We start from the raw sequence: 15,220 nt of genomic DNA on the forward strand, positions 1-15,220 counted from the left end.
ATGCCGACTCGCCGTTGAGCAGATAGGCCACGTCCAGCGTCAGGCGCGCGCTGACGATTTCGGGCGTAGTTTGAGTGTTGTTGTTCATGGAAATCTCCTTGGGATGAGAAAGAACACAGCCATGTCCACGAAAAACGCGGGCATGGCTGCAAGGTGGAAAAACGAGAAGGCCGGCGCCCCGATGGGGAGCCGGCATGAGCAGTTGCATCACGCGGCGACAAGTTGCCTTGCCATCGCCACTTCTACGGAATCGCCGTCCGTGTTGAGGGCATCCAGGCCGGACTCCGGCACGTCTCCCGACGTGCTCTGCGAGACGAGGATCTTCTTCGCCATCAACGACAGGCACGTCATCTGCGACGTGGCCGCATAGCCGAGATAGATGACCTTCACGGGCAGCTTCTGGCCGATCCGCCATGACCGACGCGAGGCTTGCTGGAGCGTATACACGTTCCAGCCAGACTGCATGAACACGATCGTTGGGAACTCCAGCAGATCCAGCCCTGTTTTGACCAGTTCGGGATTGGTCAGCAGCACATCGATGCCCCGGTCCAGTTGCTTGGCAATCCAGTCTTCGCGCCGTGAGGTGTCCACGCTTGCGCGCAGCACCGCGACCTTCAGACCTTCCTGCTCCAGCAGAACCTTCAGCCTCGACGTGGTGTCCCGCGTCCCGGTATAGACGGTATAGGCCAGGACCTTGCGGCCTTCGGCTTTCTCTGCCTTGCAGATGTCGATCAGCTCACGCTCTTTCGGCGTGATTTCCAGCTCGTTGAACTGCGACGGTGTGAACGCCAGCAGCTCGCGCGTGCGGGGATGCGTCACCGTCTCGGGACGGAAGCACGTGTCCGGCCAGGCCAGAAGCACGTTGAGGACCACACCAAGAAGCGTCGTGTCCCGCTTGCGCAGGGCTTCCTTGAGGGCCGCGGTGAGACGCCCGGCGAGATCACGATAGGCGCTGGCCTGATCGGCCTCCATCGCGACCTCACGAAACTCCTCCTCATAGCGAGGAAGAACATTGCCGCCAATGTCCCTGAGTTTCAGGAACACGGTGAACGGCAGCACGCAGCGCAGGATGCCTTTCGGCCCGAAACCCGGCGCCTTGACGGTGCGCACCGTGATCTTGGTGCCTCTGGCCGTCTTGTGCGCGGTTCCGGTGCTCTCGGAATAGATGTCCTTCAACACGCCGTGTTCGCGCATGAAGGCCATCGCAGCCGACGTCATGCTGCCGGTCCTGGAGGGCCGGTAGCCGTCTTCGATCATCCGCCCGGTCAGCGTCCGGAACAGCAGCGCGAACAAATCGTCCGCGTAGCCGCCCATCAGCGTTCCGGTCAGCAACAGGGTCCTGCGAGCCTTGGAGGCAAGCACGCCCATCGCTTGTCCCTGTGCGGAACCAGACCCTTTGTACTCATGGCCTTCGTCACACACTAGGAGATCGAAAAAGCCCTGCGGAAGATAGCGCTTGATGAATTCACTGGCTTGATATCCGCCTTCACCAAAGCCAAATTCCATGGAGGCCATTGCACGTTCCATACGCTGAGCCTGCCGGTCGCTGAAGACAAGATCGCCGTTCTCGTCCATCAGGTTGATGAACTCGAACAGGTTGTCGCCCAGGAGAGAAACCAGGAACGACTCGCCGAACTTTTTCATCAGCCGTTGGGCCGTGGCTTCGCCGATGGTGGGAATACGCTTGAGCGCCTTGATCACCGCCGAGGACTGGTCGGTTGCCGAAAGCGAACGAGGACGTATCAGGGTCCATAGCGCAGATGCGCACTGGCTGCACTTGCGCCGCGACTCTTCGGCTTCGAGCTCGACCGTGTTGACGGGCTCGCCATCGAGATCGGTGATGACGTGACCGCAATGCGGGCATGCTCCGACGAAACCGCCGGGAATGCGGCGACGGGTGAACACGGGTTTCCAGTGGAAGCCCATGCGCATCCTGACCCTGCCGAGTACGAAGAACTCCTGGCCGCTGGCCGGTACGCCGAGTTGCTCGCGCAGCTTCAGCAGCTTGACCAGCGTGTCGGGGCCGTTGAGCACCCACACCTTCGCGCCAGGAATGGTTTCGAGGATTTCCCGGCGCCACTTGTAGACAAGGTGCGGCGGTGACAGGACCAGCGTGCGACGGTAGCCTTCGGCGTTGAGCACGGCGGCGACGGCAATTGCCATCAGTGTCTTGCCCGTTCCCATTTCTGCGTTGATGATCGCGGCGCGTTCACCGCGGTCGACCAGCAACTCGCTGATAGCGTGGATGACTTCGGCCTGCGCCGGGAACGGTAGCCGCTTGAGACGCGACAGAACCTGTTGCCGGTGCGGGCGCGCTTTTCCGGTATAGACCGGAGGGTTGGCGCGGTTGAGGCTGTCCAGCAGTTCGTCGCCGAATTCGGAAACGAAGTCGTTGAGGCTGATGGTCAGCGGCGAGGATTCCGTTTCGAGCAGGTCGCCCTGCACGGAGGAATCGGGGATGTTTTCAAGATCGAGGGACATGGTGATGCTCCAAAGAAAACGGGGCATGCACCTCCCCCTGCGGGGCGATGGACATGCCCCTGGGTGGGAAGATGAGAAGCGGCGACAGCCGCCGGACGAAGATCAGTACTCGCTAGGAAGCAGCAGCGTGGTGACGCTGCGATCCCACTCGGTGATGATCCAGAGGTTCAGGTCAGGCTCGACCTGGTAGGACGAGAACAGGCGGTCCTCGCCGGTGCGCAAGGCGGTGTCATTGGACTGCCAATCGCTGTCGTCGAGATCGCCCCAATCGGCGCTGAGATGGCGCGCGAGGTATCGGCCTGGATTGAGCCGGCCCTGGTGGACCAGTTCATCGACGCCGGCGGTCATGACCAGTTGCCCGGTCAGGAATCGCGGTTGCGGGACAACGCTGAGGAAAAGCGCTTCGTGTGCCATGGTGGTGACTCCATATGAAATGAAGGGCCATGGCACCCGTTCGGGGTGATTGGCCCCGTGGGTGGATGATGCGGACGACAGCAGTTATTGGGCTGTCGCAATGGAAGAACGAAGCTTTGGTGCGTCAGGATTCGGATGGCAGCAGGACATGCGTCGCGCTGCGATCTGCCTCGGTGAAGATGCGAATGGTCACGTCGCGGGTGACCACGTAGAGCGAGTCGAGACGTGCGCCGGATTTCAATGCGGCATTGTTTTCCCGCCACTTGTCGTCCGTCACGTCACCCCAGTCGCCGCGGATGTGGCGCAAGAGGTAAGGCATCGGATCGAGCCGGCCTTCCCGCATCAGGCGGTCTACGCCTTCGCTGAAAATCAATGCGCCGATCGGGAACAGCAAACGGCGGTGATCACGAGGTTTCGCGTCGGAGGTCATGGTGTTTCTCCTGCATGTTGAGGAGGGCCATGACACCCCGTTGGGGCAGCATGACCCCGTTGGGTGGAAAAGTCCGAAGATGCAAGTCGTCAGCGCGGCTCGTTCTCCTCGGGCAGCTGGATCACGGTCTGGCTGTGATCCTTGCTGGTGGTCACCAACAAGGATAGACGCGGTGTCACTTGGTAGCGCGAGGTCAGAGCGCCTTCTGATTGAAGGGCAGCATCGTTCGCGCGACGTTCGGTGTCATCCAGATCGCCCCAATCACCACGCAGGTGGCGATGCAGGAAACGATGGGGATCAACCAGCCCCTTGCTGTCCAGCCATTGCACCTTGGCGCTGAGCGTCAGGGCACCGCTGGAGAACAGAGGGATGGAAGCCGGCGTGGTGCGCTGGCGTGGGAACAGTTTGAAGGACATGGTTGTAGCTCCTGTTGCGTTGATGAAAAACGAAGCCAGCGCCTGGTCCAGGCGTTGGTTTTCGGGGGGATGAAGAATCAGCGGATGGTCAGCACTTCTCCCCGCGTGGGGGAGCCGGGTGTCATGTCCCATGCGCGAATGACCGGGATGAACTTGTCGGTGAGGATGCGCGTTTCGGCGATCGAGCCGTCGTCACGTTCGTGGTATTCGACCGCGGCGGACTTCTCTTTGTGGGTATCGCCTTTGACGACCATCACCTTGCCGGTTTTGGAACGGACGACACCTGAAATCGCACCGGCGGCGAGCGCCAGGGCGAGATGCCAGTGAGACAAGGCACGGGCCGGCGGCCGCAGCGACTGCTGCGAAGAGCCGAGATGCGTATCGAGGGAAGGCCATAGCCCTTGCAGGCGATGAACCTCGGCCGCGAATTGCTCCGGCTCCAAGGTGACCCGGTAGAACTGCTCCGGCTCGGCCTGTGCGGCCGGGACGGAATACGGGAGGAACGGCCATTCAGCCGGCAGTTCTTCCGCTTCGATATCACCCGCGCCGATCTGCAGCAGCCGGTTGCGGATGGCTTTGGCATCGCTTGCCAGATCGCGCTGGCGTGAGCGGGTGCCGAAGATCACCACCTGCCTGAACTGCTGTTCGACCGCACGGTAGATGCGCAGTCCGGTGAAATGGCGTGTCAGCCAACCCACCAGTTCCGCATCCAGCGTGTAGCTCGGAATGATGAAGACCAGCACGCCACCGTACTGCAGCAGCGGCAAGACGCGCTGATAAAACAGCTTCTCCAGCCTGGCGCGGCCCTGTCCCTGGTAGCCGATGTTGCCATCGGCATCCCTGGACAGATCCCCATAGGGAGGATTGAGCCACATCAGTCCGAAGCTTTGCCGGCTGATCAGCGTGTCCATCAGGTCGCTGTGCAGGCAATGGTCGACAAGACCTCGGGCATGCCTGGCGCGCTCTTCGTCGAATTCGACGGCATAAGCTGACACCAGATCACGGCCGAGCGCATGTGCGGCTTCAGCGATGGCAACGCCTTCGCCTGCGCAGGGGTCGATGATGGTGACTTGACCGGCGGCCGGCGCCAGCGCGTTGAGCGCCCGCTCCAGCGTAGGTTCGTCGGTTGGGTAGTACCCGTTTTTCGCAAAATTCCTGGCAAGCCGGGGGAACATGAGAGCCATGTGAATCTCCTGATTCTGGTTGGGAAAATGAGGGGCGTGCGGCTTGCGCATGCCCTTGCGAGACTTCAGGCGACGCGCCGCAAAGGCATGCCGGAAGCCAGTTCATGCGCCGTGGCGCTGAGGGTGCCGTTGCGGATCAGATCGCCGAGTGCCTTTGTGAGCACAGGAACATCCAGCGCCAGGCGGTGCCCTTCCAGTGGCCCGTAAGCCATGGGAAGATGCGCCAGCATGGATTGCTCCATCAGCAGGTCCAGCACGATGTCGCGCCAGTGATCGAGGAGTGGCAGAGGGCACGTTTCCTGTACCAGCGTCCACAAGCGATCAAGCCGATGGTCTGAGTCCCTGGGCAGCAGCGTCAGCGCGCTGGCGTTGGCCTTGTCGGGCTTGACGCAGCGCTGGTCGAAGAGCCACAGGTTGACCATCGAACCGAACAGGGTGCGGCGGAAAAGGCGCGTGGAGCGCTTCTCCAGCCTGTCGACGTTTCCGATGAAAACCGGAATGGAGCCGCCTGCGTCGGTGATGAGGTGGAACTGATCCAGGCCATCGTCGTCACGACCCAGCGTGAGCCGGGCCAGAAACTGTTGAACGGCCGTATCTCGTGCCCAGACGGACAGGAAGATCAGGTTGCCGCCTTCGTCGCCGATATAGCCGTCGGCCATCAGGTCGGGGCATTCATCAATGCGAAGAAGCGGTTGCGAAGATGTTGTTTCGGGCATGGTCGTGTCCTTTGGAAGATCCAGGGACAGCACCAGCCCGTGAGGCTGATACAGCCCCTGGGGGTGAGGAATGCTCCGTCAGGAGCGGTGGGTGAAAACCGCGGGCATTGCCCGAAACGGGCACAGTCCGCGTCAGATCAGTTTTTCAGTTGCCGCAGGCCTTCGGCCAGCAGCCACAGCGCCCGATTGAGGCGGACGTTCTGATCGATGCCTTGCACAGGGCGTGTGCGTTGATGGCGGCCATTGGCAGTCCGACCGGACAGACCTCCTTTGACGAGGTTTTCCTGCACCCGGTTGAACACCGACCATAGATCCGGCCGGTTGTCATCGAACCGGCGTGTTGCCAGAACCTGGCTTTCAGTTATCGGCAGCACCTTGGTGTCGCTGTCGTACTTGAGCGTCAGGGCCGATCGCGCAAAGACTTCCGCCTCGCCATCATCGAGCGTGACCGCTCGCATGGCTTCGCGGGAGTCCTGCACCTGGTCGAAGCCGCTCAGGACCTCGTAGGCGCCTTCGATTACATGGTCCGTGACATTGCCCTTGTGGGGCACACGAACGTCACCGACGATATCGCCGCACACCAGACCGTTCTGGCACACGAAACGGAACATACCCGCCAGCATCTGGTAGCTGCTGGTGCCATCATGTGAGTTGAGGAGGATGATCTCATTCGCCTCTTTGCCGTTGATCTGGCTTGCATGGCGAAGGCGGAGCATGTGTTTCGTGAACTCGCGACGGTCTTCATGACGCACGCGGGTCTGGCACACCATGAAGGGCTCGAACCCTTCATTGCGTAGCTTCGCCAGAACGGCGGAGGTCGGTATGTAGCTGTACCGTTCGGAGCGGCTTTCGTGCGGTGTATCCGCGAAGATGGAGGGAGCGACTGCGCGGATCTGGTCATCCGACAGCGGATGATCTGCACGCAGGATCGGGGAACGTGATGCGAAACGAGATGCGAGTTGCATGTCTATCTCCTTGAGGATTGGGCAAGCGACATCGACGGCCGGCACAAGGCCAGTCGCGCGTGCGTGCGTGGAAAACCTGCGATGCAGGGTCAGTCCGAAGACTGGTGGACGGGAAATTCAGACGACTGGAACGGCGGATGCCGAACGTACTGCGCGTCTGTGGTCGTGGTACGCCCGCACACGCTCGCGCCATTCGGACGATTGCGTGGGTGCGCGTTCGAGATAGCTGAGCGGGCAGCTGTAGTAGTAGGGATGAACGGATTCATCCATCGACTTGTAGCCCCACTCGTTGCGATAGCGCTGCAGCAATGTGCAGCCGATGTAGGTGCGGAATTCACCCGCAGCGAGGTTGAGCATGTTTGGCTCTTTGGCCGTGATTTTGACCACGGACCACAACACGTTGCCGCGAAGGGTATAAGCCAGAGTTTCAACATGCGCGGCCTGGCAATCTTGCGGCTGCACCAGGTAGTGGATCAGTTCGCTTCGCGAGCGATGGGAAAATAGCCAACCCATGAGAAGGTCTCCTGAAGAAAAAGCCGGAGTCCTCCCCTGCGGGGAAGAACCCCGGCGGGTGGGATGCCGCTTGCGCGGTGGATCAATCAGGCGCTGGCGAGGTGCCAGTCCTGGGAGAGAGGTTCAAACCGATAGCCCATCGCATCGAGACGGTCACGCTGCTGACGCAGGACGCGGCGGTCGACGGTTGCGTCGAGTTTCACGGTTTCGCTCAACGGCCAGAGCATGCCGAACAGTGCCGCGTCGTCATCGTCAGCCGAAGCGTCGGAGGGCGATGCTGCCGCTGGTTCGCTGCCGAACGGCGTGGTGTCGACCAGTGGATCGCGCGTGCTGCGGGCCTTGGTCCTGGCTGGAGGCCTGGCGGCGGCCGCAGGAGCCTGCGCTTCCTCATCAATGGGATCGATCTCCTGCGGGCTCAGCCGCTGGGCTTCGTCCTTGCTCAGGCGATCGCTGTTCGAGAGGGTCATCCCGCCCAGGTGGGCGCGGATTTCGATGACCATCCGCCCACTGGTGTTGTAGGTGGAGGGTCGGATTTCGGCGATGACGAAATCACCGTCGTATTTGCCTTCGTCGTACTGGTCGAGCTCGGCATTCTTGATGACGAACTCACCAATGCTGGTCGAAAGGCGGCCGACATTGAAGTCGCCATTCCTACCGTGGATTGTCTTGATGGCCAACTGGCCCGGAAGGGTGATCATGGAGTGCTCCTGGTGAAGAAAGGACGACCGGGCTCCGCCGACAGCGCTGTGTCAGGGATGCTCGGCTGATGAAAAGAACAAGGCCCCTGTGAGGGGGCCTTGCGGATCAGAACGACTCGGCCAGTGCCGGTGCTTGCGCATCAGCAGCTTCGTCGGCAGGTTCTGCGACCGGCTCGGATGCTTCCGGAACCGGTGCTTCCTGCGGCGCAGGAGCAGGAGCAGCGGATTGCTCCGCAGCATCCTGTTCGGACTCGGCCGGCTTGGGCTCGGCCTTGTACTTCAGGACGCCATCGACCTTGATCCAGCTGACGAACAGCAGGCGGGCCTTCAGGCTGACACCCTGTTCGCCGGCGCGCTTCCCCTTGGAATAGGTGAATGTGTCGGTCCACAGGTCGCCCAGTCGGAACCCGATCATCACTTTCTTCTCCGCCTCGACGGCATCGATGCAGCGACGAATGAGGTGCTGGGCATCGGTGCCCGAAACGCGCGTATCGAAACGCACGTACGAGACATCGTTGCTCGGACCATTGAGCGCTGCGATATCGCAGGCCAGGAACGGTTCACCTTTCTTCGGCTTCACTTCGCGGATGCGATTGAGGTAGCCGAGACCGGTGATGTGCAAGTCAAAAAAGGACTTTTCGGTGGAAGTGGTCATGGTGATCTCCAGACTTGAGGACAAGAAAGCGGAGACACACCGACCCCATACGGGAGGTGTGTAACCCCCGCGTGGGTTGATGGATCGTGAGATCCGGCAACAACTAGGTTGGCATCACCGCCGATTGCTCGACGGTCGTTCGCGCTGGGATGCCGAGTGCGAACTGGTGTGATCACGCGGACGGAACCGCGCCGTAGCCTTGAAGATCGTGGCTACCTGGGCATGTTGCTGACCGTGGTCAGCGCAACATGGCTGTAGCGTGGCATCTGCTTCTCTGGACGGCCATCCGGAATGGGTACTGGCCTGTCGCCTTATTGTTCGGCCGCTGAACGTGAGTCGTGCGCGCATGCCGATTGCCGCGTAGAGCGCATGGCGTAACCCGGTTGTATGCTGGTTCTCAACAGCGGCGGAGCCTGGTGTGCGGTGTCGGGATGCTGAAAAAAAGAAGCCCCCGAGGCGGGGGCTTGCTGGGTGATCAGCGATGGAGCAAGTGCCAATCCCTATGAACCGCAACCGGCCGGGCAGCAACCCAGCTCGATTCCGTGTGTGCAGTAGCCATTCTGTGCGTTCCAGTTCCGGGTTTCCCGCCTCTCGGCAGGTGTTGCGTAGTCCCATTCCTGTGCTATCTGCAGAGCCTGCGCGCGCTGGCATTCAGGCAGTCGATCAATGTGTTTTTCGATCTGTGAACTGAAGCGTTCGACGTAGTAGTCATGAGACAGTCCGCAGCCGTTGTTGGCTTGCACGGCGAACTTCTCGCAGACAGCCCGCCACGCGGTTTCATCGAACGCGGGATGAGTCTGCCCGATGGGCTGTGAGGATGTACTGCAAGTGATTTCTGACATGGTGGATACCTCAAAGTTGAAGAAAAAAGGCCCTCCATCTGAGTGGATGGAAGGCCTGTAGGGGGCAAGTCGTCGCCAGGCTACGGCATCAGCCGTAATGCCGCCGGGCTTCCTGCCATGGAACGAAGCGCGCATCACGGCCAGTCGAGAGCGGAAGCGGTAAGCTCCCGGCCTCTTCCTTCGAGAAGCGCGTCGCCTGGTTGAACAAGACCCAGCCGAACTCGTTGGACCAGAAGCCGGCGCTGTCGCTGACGACCGACTCGTTGGGTGAATAAACCACCCAGGAGTCGCTTGCCGTGGACGTCACGCCGACACCGCCTGGCGTCGCCGTGAAGCCTTGGCGTCGATCACGCTCACGTCGATCAGGCGCCAGCGCCCGTCGTCGATCAACTGCTCCAGCACTTCGCCGAGCATGTCGAAATACACCTCGTCGTGCCGATCGACCAGTTCGCCATCGCGATGCAGCTCCACCACGTAGGTGTCGCCTGCACGGTCATAGAGGATCGTCACCCGGCCCTCGAACTTCCCGGTCGAAACCGCGAAGCTGATCGCCGGAGGTGTCTCGATGATCCTGGACGGCTTTGGATCGACCCAGGTGAAGTCACGGGCGCCCGCATCGACCAGCATATGGGTGATACGCCGGAAGCCATCGGGCGCCGGCATTTCCTCCAACTGCTGGATGAGCTGGCCCAGTTCCAGGCACTGTGGCGCGGGGATGGGCAGCTTGGCCGGTGCGGAACCAAGGACATGCGTTTTGACGGTGTAGGGGATGCCGTCAGACGTCATCTCCGTGCGCTCTTCCGGGGTGTCCGCACGCAGGCCGTCGAAACGGCGCCGCGCGTAGGGTTGGACATGCACCTTGACTCCTTCTTCGGGGACGGAAGTCACCAGGTTGGGATCGAGCACCGCGAACTCGGTGGGTTTGATCCTGACGATGATGGCATCGCCGGTGGTCGCGACCACTTTGCCGTCGAAGGCATCGGGGTCGATCGAGAAGCCGAATGCCGACACTTGTGGCTGATCGTCAAATACGCGGTACTTGAAACCTCGCGCATTGCGCGGCACGTGGGCTGAGACAAGCGAAGGCATCAGGGACTTGATGAGGGAACGGTCCATGGGAACTCCTTGAGAAAAGGCAAGGGATTCCCGCCACAAGGGAGGGTGTCCCTTGTGGGTTGAGTGATTGGCGCGGAATGCGCCGGTAGAACAGACCAACCAGTGCGACGAGGCACCGCAGTCTTGAAGGTCTCGACTGCCTGGGCATGCAGCCGGCAACGCCAGCAAACATGTCGTCAGGTTGATCTATGGCGCTGCGAATTGTTAGCGCCTATCGGAGCCGTCTCTTCACCGTATTCCTTCGTTGCGGGATCACAGATCGTCGCGTCGCAGGTGCTTGCGACGAACCTGCATCCAAGGGAACATCAAACTTGCGACAAACCCGCCAATGACGCCGGTGGCCAGAAATCGGATCTCGCTCCCCCAAGGCTGCGGCAACGCCATGCTCAACGCCAGGACGCCGAGAAGAATCGCGCTGGCGGATGCGATCCACCGCCACCGGGTTCTGAGCAGGCCGCCTGCCAGGGCATCCAGCAGACTGAGTTCGGTGAACGTTTCCCCGGAGGATTTTTCCGCAATGCGTTCGCGGAGCACGTCCAGGTCGATATCCGGGCCGTTCCCTGCATGGCGCTCCTGCTGCTGAAGTGCGTCGGTAATCGTGTGAGGCGAAGGCAGGTTCTTTGGCCAGGCGCTCGCGGGGTTGACGCCATAGGCTGTCAAGAGCGTGTGGGTCAGTTTTGGCAGCAGTAAACGCTTTGCCAGGCGGTCGTCCAACACGCACCACATCTCCTCCCTGCCAGCTTCTGCCAGACGGTAGAGCGCCAGCCGGCTGGCGGCCGGGTAATCAATGGTGGTCACCATCGCAGGCATTTCGATTGCACCACCGGAGCGCAGGAAGTGGACGCGGTTCTTGCCTTCGTGGGCGAACCACAATCCCAGCGGAGCGATCTCAAACACGATGGCCTGGTCACGGTCTCCCGGTGCCGAGCGTTCATCTTGCAGCAAATAGTCGGCAAGCCCGGTGGCGGAGGGTGCCTCCCTCCACCGCCAGGATTCGCCCAGCACCCTATCGAGCGGAACATGAGCGCGCGCGCTGCCGACCGATTGCCGCAAATCCAGAAAAGGCACTATGGCCCTGGTGAAGGCGGAAACGTCGACAGCGGAACCGGCTGCATTGGGCAGTTCAGGGGGCACAAGGAATGTCGAAGCAGGTAATCTAAGCGCTGCATCCAATGCGTCCTTTGCAGCCACGATGTTTCTGACAGCTTGCTTCAGCTTGGCAGAAGCAGCATCGGGTTTCTGTACAGGGGCAACTTCGATATCTGACGGCATCGTCACAAGGTTTCCAGAAAATACAAAATCGAACTACATGGAACTATAAAAAAGAGAGCCTCGCGAGGAGGCTCAAATTTCAATCTACAGTTATTCTTCATATTGTGGCAGTCCATCCAGGATCGGGGCATCGGCATCGAAGATCAGGATGCGGGTGTCGGCCAAAGCCGCCAGATGGAGAGTATCAACCAGGGATTCCGGCATGCCCTTGTTCAGATGTTGCTGTCGCAGTTGTGCAGCGGTAATGCCCTCGATCTGCAACAGGTTCTCATCTGTCCATGGCGTGGCGATCAGTTTTACGCCAATCGCCGGGCTATAGGGAATGCGGAATGCGATGAACTGGAAGGCAGTCGGGGTGGCGATATCAGCCAACTCGGCCAGGTAGCGGGAAGCCTCTTCGGTAATGTGCGCCGTACTGATTTCCCAGCACCGGCTGTAAAAGCCGGTCTCGAAGCTCAGTCGGTGAATCACTTCCTCCGCAGATTTTCCGGAGTAGGTGTCTGCGATATGAACAGGCTGATCGAAGTCATCGCCGGTAATGGCATAGACTACCGTGCGCACAACTCCATCGGTCTGGCATTGGCTTTCCAGTTCCTTCAGGATTTCCTGGCCTTCGGTGATCAACGCAAAGTCGTTGCACAGAATGCAGGGAAACTGCGCGATCTGTTCGTCAGGCAGATGCGCCTGGCTGGGATGCAGCGGCCGCCAGACTGGCGGGCTGTCGTCTGCGTGGTTGATGCAAAGCGTGCGGACGAAATGCAAGTGCTGATAGCCGCGGATGAAGGGATTGAGAGTCTGGGACATGAGATTTCTCCAGCGAGTTAGGCGGAGCGCCCCCTCCGGGGATAACGCCCCGGTGGGTGGATAAAATGCGCAGCCTTGGTCGAAAGCTCAGTCCTGATTTTGGAGCAGACCCTCGGCTATGCGTTGCCGCAGTTCCCGGCGGCTATTGTGATCTTGAACCCCGGCAAGCAGTCTTGCCGTTTCAAGTGTTATGCGGGCGGCTGCTACAGTCAGATCGCCCTCCCGCAGCGCCCTATGCAGATCAGTTGCGAGTTCCAGCGCCTGAGCGGAGTTCCCGAACAGCCTGATCTCCCGACTGATGAAGCAGGCGTGACCACCGAACTCGAACAGCCTTGGTTTGCTGCAGTACCAGCAACCCTCAAACTGAATAGCGACAAGGTTATGGCCATCGTTGAAGCAAGAGGCGATCAGGAACAAGGCTTCGAGGTCTGCGTCACCATCAAACGGATGATGTTCGATAAGGTTTTCGAGATCTTCGTCCTGATCGGCGTGGAAATGCCTGGCGAGCGCTTCAAGAACCACATCGATTGTCGTCTCGGGTTCCTCACCAGGTGAAATGTTGAGCTGAGTGGATAGGGTCGTCAGGCCCTCCAGCACGTCACTCCATTGCGGATCGTTGGTTTCGGCAATCGTTGCGATGAATGCCCGCCCGTTCCCTGGATAGTTGGCGTCGAGATTGAAGGCGCCGAACAGTGCGGAGATAACAGGCGTAACGTGTTCCAGCATCAGAACGCCGGTAGCTTCGTAATAATTATTCGCCATGATGATGGCTCCTCTCGATGAATGAGCGGAGCCACGTCCCTGCGGACATGAGCATCCGCATGGGGAGTAGAAGGGAGACGCCAGGACAGAGGCGCGCCGTCCCTTACAGCGTCGGTCGGAAAACAATGAAACCGGCTCACCAGCCGCTGTAGTTGAGCACCAGCTGCGCGATCACTTTCCTGCGTTCCAGGTCGAGGCCGCCGAGATCGGCGAGACCTTCGAAGCCGATACGCTTGAGCATCGCTGCGCCCTCTTTGGCGTTGTAGAAGCTGACCATTGCAGAAAGGAAGAGCCGCTGTCCGCCGCTCAGGACGCCAAGGGCATCGTTGAGCAGCAGCAAGTTGGGCCGCAGATCCCATTTGCTGGCAGCACTCAGAAATCCTTCGCGGGTGCCGTCGCCAAACCACTCGACACCGGCGATTTCCACGCCGCGCTTCCAGGCACGGAAGAAGGCGGATGGCGCCAATGCGAAATGCGCTTCTTCAAGCGCGATCTGATCGACGACCTCTTGGGGGAGAGAAATTTTCAGGTTCATCGCTATGACTCCTGTGGCTGTACGATCAGGGATGCGAACGCTGTTGCCACTCACCGTTTTCGAGAGCGGTCGCTGCAGTTTCGCTACTGGGGAAATATTCGATGGACTCGCGCGAGACCGGGCCTTCTTCATCGGTCGTGCCGATGTAGTAGCCTGCTGCGCTTCTCAGCACTCGCAGGGGCAGACGCTTGCCGACCCAGAACAAGGCCAGATGGCCGATCCGGGGTTCGGGATGTGAAGCAATGGACATGGTGTTCTCCTGACAATGGCGGGAGGCGCCACATCCCGACGGAAGTGGAAGCGTCCCGTGGGTTGATGGAAATGCATCGACGCCGTGATGGCGTGCGTCCGCGAAGGTGATGCGTGGCGGACTGGTGGGTCGGCGCGGAGAACTCCGCGGCACAGCCGGAACGACCCTGGCTGCTGGCATGGCGCTGACAACATCAGCAACACATGTGGCCAAGCATCAAGCAGGCGGCGTCGATCGTCATGCCGAAATGAGATACCGGCCACCCCCCGATTGAGAGACGTGAGCGAAAAAAAAGCCCCGCAAAAATGCGAGGCTTGTTGATGGTGTCTCGCCAGCGGGCGATCAGGATGCGTCGTTGTTGCCAGTGTGCTGTTTCCAGAGGGCGAATGCCTCATCGGGGGTGAGCTCGGCGAGGATGACGATTGGCTGTTTTTGCGCGGCGCGTAGCCTGGCGAAGTAGGCGGGCCTGTCGGTGATGGTCTTGAGCTTGACGCCCTTGAGGAACAGCAATTTGCCGTCCTTGACGAACAGCACCTTGTTGCCGATGTCACGATTGAAGGCGGCACGGATTTTCTTGTCCGCGTGCATCGTGTTGGCGAGATGGTCGACCAGGTAGTCCAGCGTGATCTCGATGGTCAACTTGCGCGAACGATCCTGGGGATCGTCGTACTCGGTGACATCCGGTGGCAGGCTTGCCGCGAACTCCTCCGCTTCAGCGAGCTTCGAGCGTTTACCGTCGCGTGCGCGGACGAAGGTCATGCCGCCGTGGCCGTCATTATTGGCGTCGGCGATGGGCTCGCCGTCGAACAAAACGGTGGCGGTGAAGCAAAGCGTTTCCTCGCTGGCGAAATCGGCAACCTTGAGGTTTTTCAGGCTGACGCGCTGTTGATGAATGCTCATGGGAACTCCTGTGAAATGAGGCGGGAACGGCCTCATCCCGACAGGACGTGGCGAGTGTCCCGCAGGGGTTAGGGAAGAAATTGCATCAACGCCGGCTATGGCGTGCATCCGCGGATTTGATGCGAAGCGGACTGGTTCGGTCGGCGCGTGGGAACCGCGGCGCAGCCTGGAAGACCGTAGCTGCTGGCATGGTGCTGAATCATCAGCAACGCATGGGAATGAGCATGGCGATCCAGTGCGGCTTCGTCCTGCGTCAATCGGAATGCA

At 60.4% G+C, this 15,220-nt stretch carries 19 protein-coding genes; all 19 read right to left on the reverse strand.

What is annotated here, in order from left to right; all coding sequences use genetic code 11:
• Positions 1-207: 207 nt before the first annotated feature.
• The 19 genes from FY156_10600 to FY156_10690 all read right to left on the reverse strand — a co-directional run bounded on the left by FY156_10600 (position 208) and on the right by FY156_10690 (position 14,953).
• Positions 208-2,481 carry a DEAD/DEAH box helicase family protein gene (locus tag FY156_10600; protein UXS03113.1) on the reverse strand — a complete coding sequence of 758 codons (2,274 nt, stop codon included), beginning with the start codon at positions 2,479-2,481 and terminating at the stop codon, positions 208-210.
• 102 nt (positions 2,482-2,583) lie between these two features.
• Complete coding sequence (locus FY156_10605; GenBank protein UXS01880.1) at positions 2,584-2,895, reverse strand: hypothetical protein; 312 nt, start codon at positions 2,893-2,895, stop codon at positions 2,584-2,586.
• 124 nt (positions 2,896-3,019) lie between these two features.
• Positions 3,020-3,325, reverse strand: a complete 306-nt coding sequence (locus FY156_10610) for a hypothetical protein (GenBank protein UXS01881.1) — start codon at positions 3,323-3,325, stop codon at positions 3,020-3,022.
• Positions 3,326-3,414: 89 nt separating this feature from the next.
• The gene (locus tag FY156_10615; GenBank protein ID UXS01882.1) at positions 3,415-3,741 is read right to left on the reverse strand and encodes a methyltransferase; all 327 of its coding nucleotides are present in this window, start codon (positions 3,739-3,741) and stop codon (positions 3,415-3,417) included.
• 77 nt (positions 3,742-3,818) lie between these two features.
• Positions 3,819-4,925 (reverse strand): class I SAM-dependent methyltransferase, encoded by a 1,107-nt coding sequence (locus FY156_10620; protein ID UXS01883.1) that lies wholly within the window; start codon positions 4,923-4,925, stop codon positions 3,819-3,821.
• Positions 4,926-4,990: 65 nt separating this feature from the next.
• Positions 4,991-5,641, reverse strand: coding sequence for a hypothetical protein (locus FY156_10625; GenBank protein UXS01884.1), 651 nt, complete (start codon positions 5,639-5,641; stop codon positions 4,991-4,993).
• 137 nt (positions 5,642-5,778) lie between these two features.
• Positions 5,779-6,606: a DUF945 domain-containing protein gene (locus tag FY156_10630; protein ID UXS01885.1), complete on the reverse strand. Its 828-nt coding sequence runs from the start codon at positions 6,604-6,606 to the stop codon at positions 5,779-5,781.
• Positions 6,607-6,723: 117 nt separating this feature from the next.
• Complete coding sequence (locus FY156_10635; GenBank protein ID UXS01886.1) at positions 6,724-7,119, reverse strand: hypothetical protein; 396 nt, start codon at positions 7,117-7,119, stop codon at positions 6,724-6,726.
• A gap of 86 nt (positions 7,120-7,205) precedes the next feature.
• Entirely contained in the window at positions 7,206-7,817 is a 612-nt protein-coding gene (locus FY156_10640; protein ID UXS01887.1) for a DUF3275 family protein, read from the reverse strand.
• A gap of 106 nt (positions 7,818-7,923) precedes the next feature.
• Positions 7,924-8,472: a DUF3577 domain-containing protein gene (locus FY156_10645; protein UXS01888.1), complete on the reverse strand. Its 549-nt coding sequence runs from the start codon at positions 8,470-8,472 to the stop codon at positions 7,924-7,926.
• Positions 8,473-8,972: 500 nt separating this feature from the next.
• A complete protein-coding gene (locus FY156_10650; protein UXS01889.1) occupies positions 8,973-9,314 on the reverse strand; it encodes a hypothetical protein in 342 nt (113 codons plus the stop codon).
• Between the two features lie 88 nt (positions 9,315-9,402).
• Entirely contained in the window at positions 9,403-9,621 is a 219-nt protein-coding gene (locus FY156_10655) for a hypothetical protein (protein UXS01890.1), read from the reverse strand.
• Positions 9,618-10,430 (reverse strand): GTPase, encoded by an 813-nt coding sequence (locus tag FY156_10660; protein UXS01891.1) that lies wholly within the window; start codon positions 10,428-10,430, stop codon positions 9,618-9,620. Before FY156_10660 ends, FY156_10655 begins: the two co-directional genes overlap by 4 nt.
• Positions 10,431-10,682: 252 nt before the next feature.
• A complete protein-coding gene (locus FY156_10665) occupies positions 10,683-11,708 on the reverse strand; it encodes a hypothetical protein (GenBank protein ID UXS01892.1) in 1,026 nt (341 codons plus the stop codon).
• An 84-nt stretch (positions 11,709-11,792) separates the two neighbouring features.
• Positions 11,793-12,506 carry an ABC transporter substrate-binding protein gene (locus FY156_10670; protein UXS01893.1) on the reverse strand — a complete coding sequence of 238 codons (714 nt, stop codon included), beginning with the start codon at positions 12,504-12,506 and terminating at the stop codon, positions 11,793-11,795.
• Between the two features lie 87 nt (positions 12,507-12,593).
• Positions 12,594-13,268, reverse strand: a complete 675-nt coding sequence (locus FY156_10675; GenBank protein ID UXS01894.1) for a hypothetical protein — start codon at positions 13,266-13,268, stop codon at positions 12,594-12,596.
• A gap of 136 nt (positions 13,269-13,404) precedes the next feature.
• Positions 13,405-13,797 (reverse strand): hypothetical protein, encoded by a 393-nt coding sequence (locus tag FY156_10680; protein ID UXS03114.1) that lies wholly within the window; start codon positions 13,795-13,797, stop codon positions 13,405-13,407.
• A gap of 31 nt (positions 13,798-13,828) precedes the next feature.
• Entirely contained in the window at positions 13,829-14,053 is a 225-nt protein-coding gene (locus tag FY156_10685; protein UXS01895.1) for a hypothetical protein, read from the reverse strand.
• A 342-nt stretch (positions 14,054-14,395) separates the two neighbouring features.
• A complete protein-coding gene (locus FY156_10690; protein ID UXS01896.1) occupies positions 14,396-14,953 on the reverse strand; it encodes a hypothetical protein in 558 nt (185 codons plus the stop codon).
• Positions 14,954-15,220 lie beyond the last annotated feature (267 nt).

This window comes from Agrobacterium tumefaciens, from assembly GCA_025559845.1.
In the GTDB taxonomy this organism is placed as follows: Bacteria; Pseudomonadota; Alphaproteobacteria; order Rhizobiales; family Rhizobiaceae; genus Agrobacterium.

Excerpts from the sequence above, each read along its gene's own strand:
- FY156_10600 (UXS03113.1), bottom strand. The coding sequence starts at position 2,481 with ATGTCCCTCGATCTTGAAAACATCCCCGATTCCTCCGTGCAGGGCGAC.
- FY156_10605 (UXS01880.1), bottom strand. The coding sequence starts at position 2,895 with ATGGCACACGAAGCGCTTTTCCTCAGCGTTGTCCCGCAACCGCGATTC.
- FY156_10610 (UXS01881.1), bottom strand. The coding sequence starts at position 3,325 with ATGACCTCCGACGCGAAACCTCGTGATCACCGCCGTTTGCTGTTCCCG.
- FY156_10615 (UXS01882.1), bottom strand. The coding sequence starts at position 3,741 with ATGTCCTTCAAACTGTTCCCACGCCAGCGCACCACGCCGGCTTCCATC.
- FY156_10620 (UXS01883.1), bottom strand. The coding sequence starts at position 4,925 with ATGGCTCTCATGTTCCCCCGGCTTGCCAGGAATTTTGCGAAAAACGGG.
- FY156_10625 (UXS01884.1), bottom strand. The coding sequence starts at position 5,641 with ATGCCCGAAACAACATCTTCGCAACCGCTTCTTCGCATTGATGAATGC.
- FY156_10630 (UXS01885.1), bottom strand. The coding sequence starts at position 6,606 with ATGCAACTCGCATCTCGTTTCGCATCACGTTCCCCGATCCTGCGTGCA.
- FY156_10635 (UXS01886.1), bottom strand. The coding sequence starts at position 7,119 with ATGGGTTGGCTATTTTCCCATCGCTCGCGAAGCGAACTGATCCACTAC.
- FY156_10640 (UXS01887.1), bottom strand. The coding sequence starts at position 7,817 with ATGATCACCCTTCCGGGCCAGTTGGCCATCAAGACAATCCACGGTAGG.
- FY156_10645 (UXS01888.1), bottom strand. The coding sequence starts at position 8,472 with ATGACCACTTCCACCGAAAAGTCCTTTTTTGACTTGCACATCACCGGT.
- FY156_10650 (UXS01889.1), bottom strand. The coding sequence starts at position 9,314 with ATGTCAGAAATCACTTGCAGTACATCCTCACAGCCCATCGGGCAGACT.
- FY156_10660 (UXS01891.1), bottom strand. The coding sequence starts at position 10,430 with ATGGACCGTTCCCTCATCAAGTCCCTGATGCCTTCGCTTGTCTCAGCC.
- FY156_10670 (UXS01893.1), bottom strand. The coding sequence starts at position 12,506 with ATGTCCCAGACTCTCAATCCCTTCATCCGCGGCTATCAGCACTTGCAT.
- FY156_10675 (UXS01894.1), bottom strand. The coding sequence starts at position 13,268 with ATGGCGAATAATTATTACGAAGCTACCGGCGTTCTGATGCTGGAACAC.
- FY156_10685 (UXS01895.1), bottom strand. The coding sequence starts at position 14,053 with ATGTCCATTGCTTCACATCCCGAACCCCGGATCGGCCATCTGGCCTTG.
- FY156_10690 (UXS01896.1), bottom strand. The coding sequence starts at position 14,953 with ATGAGCATTCATCAACAGCGCGTCAGCCTGAAAAACCTCAAGGTTGCC.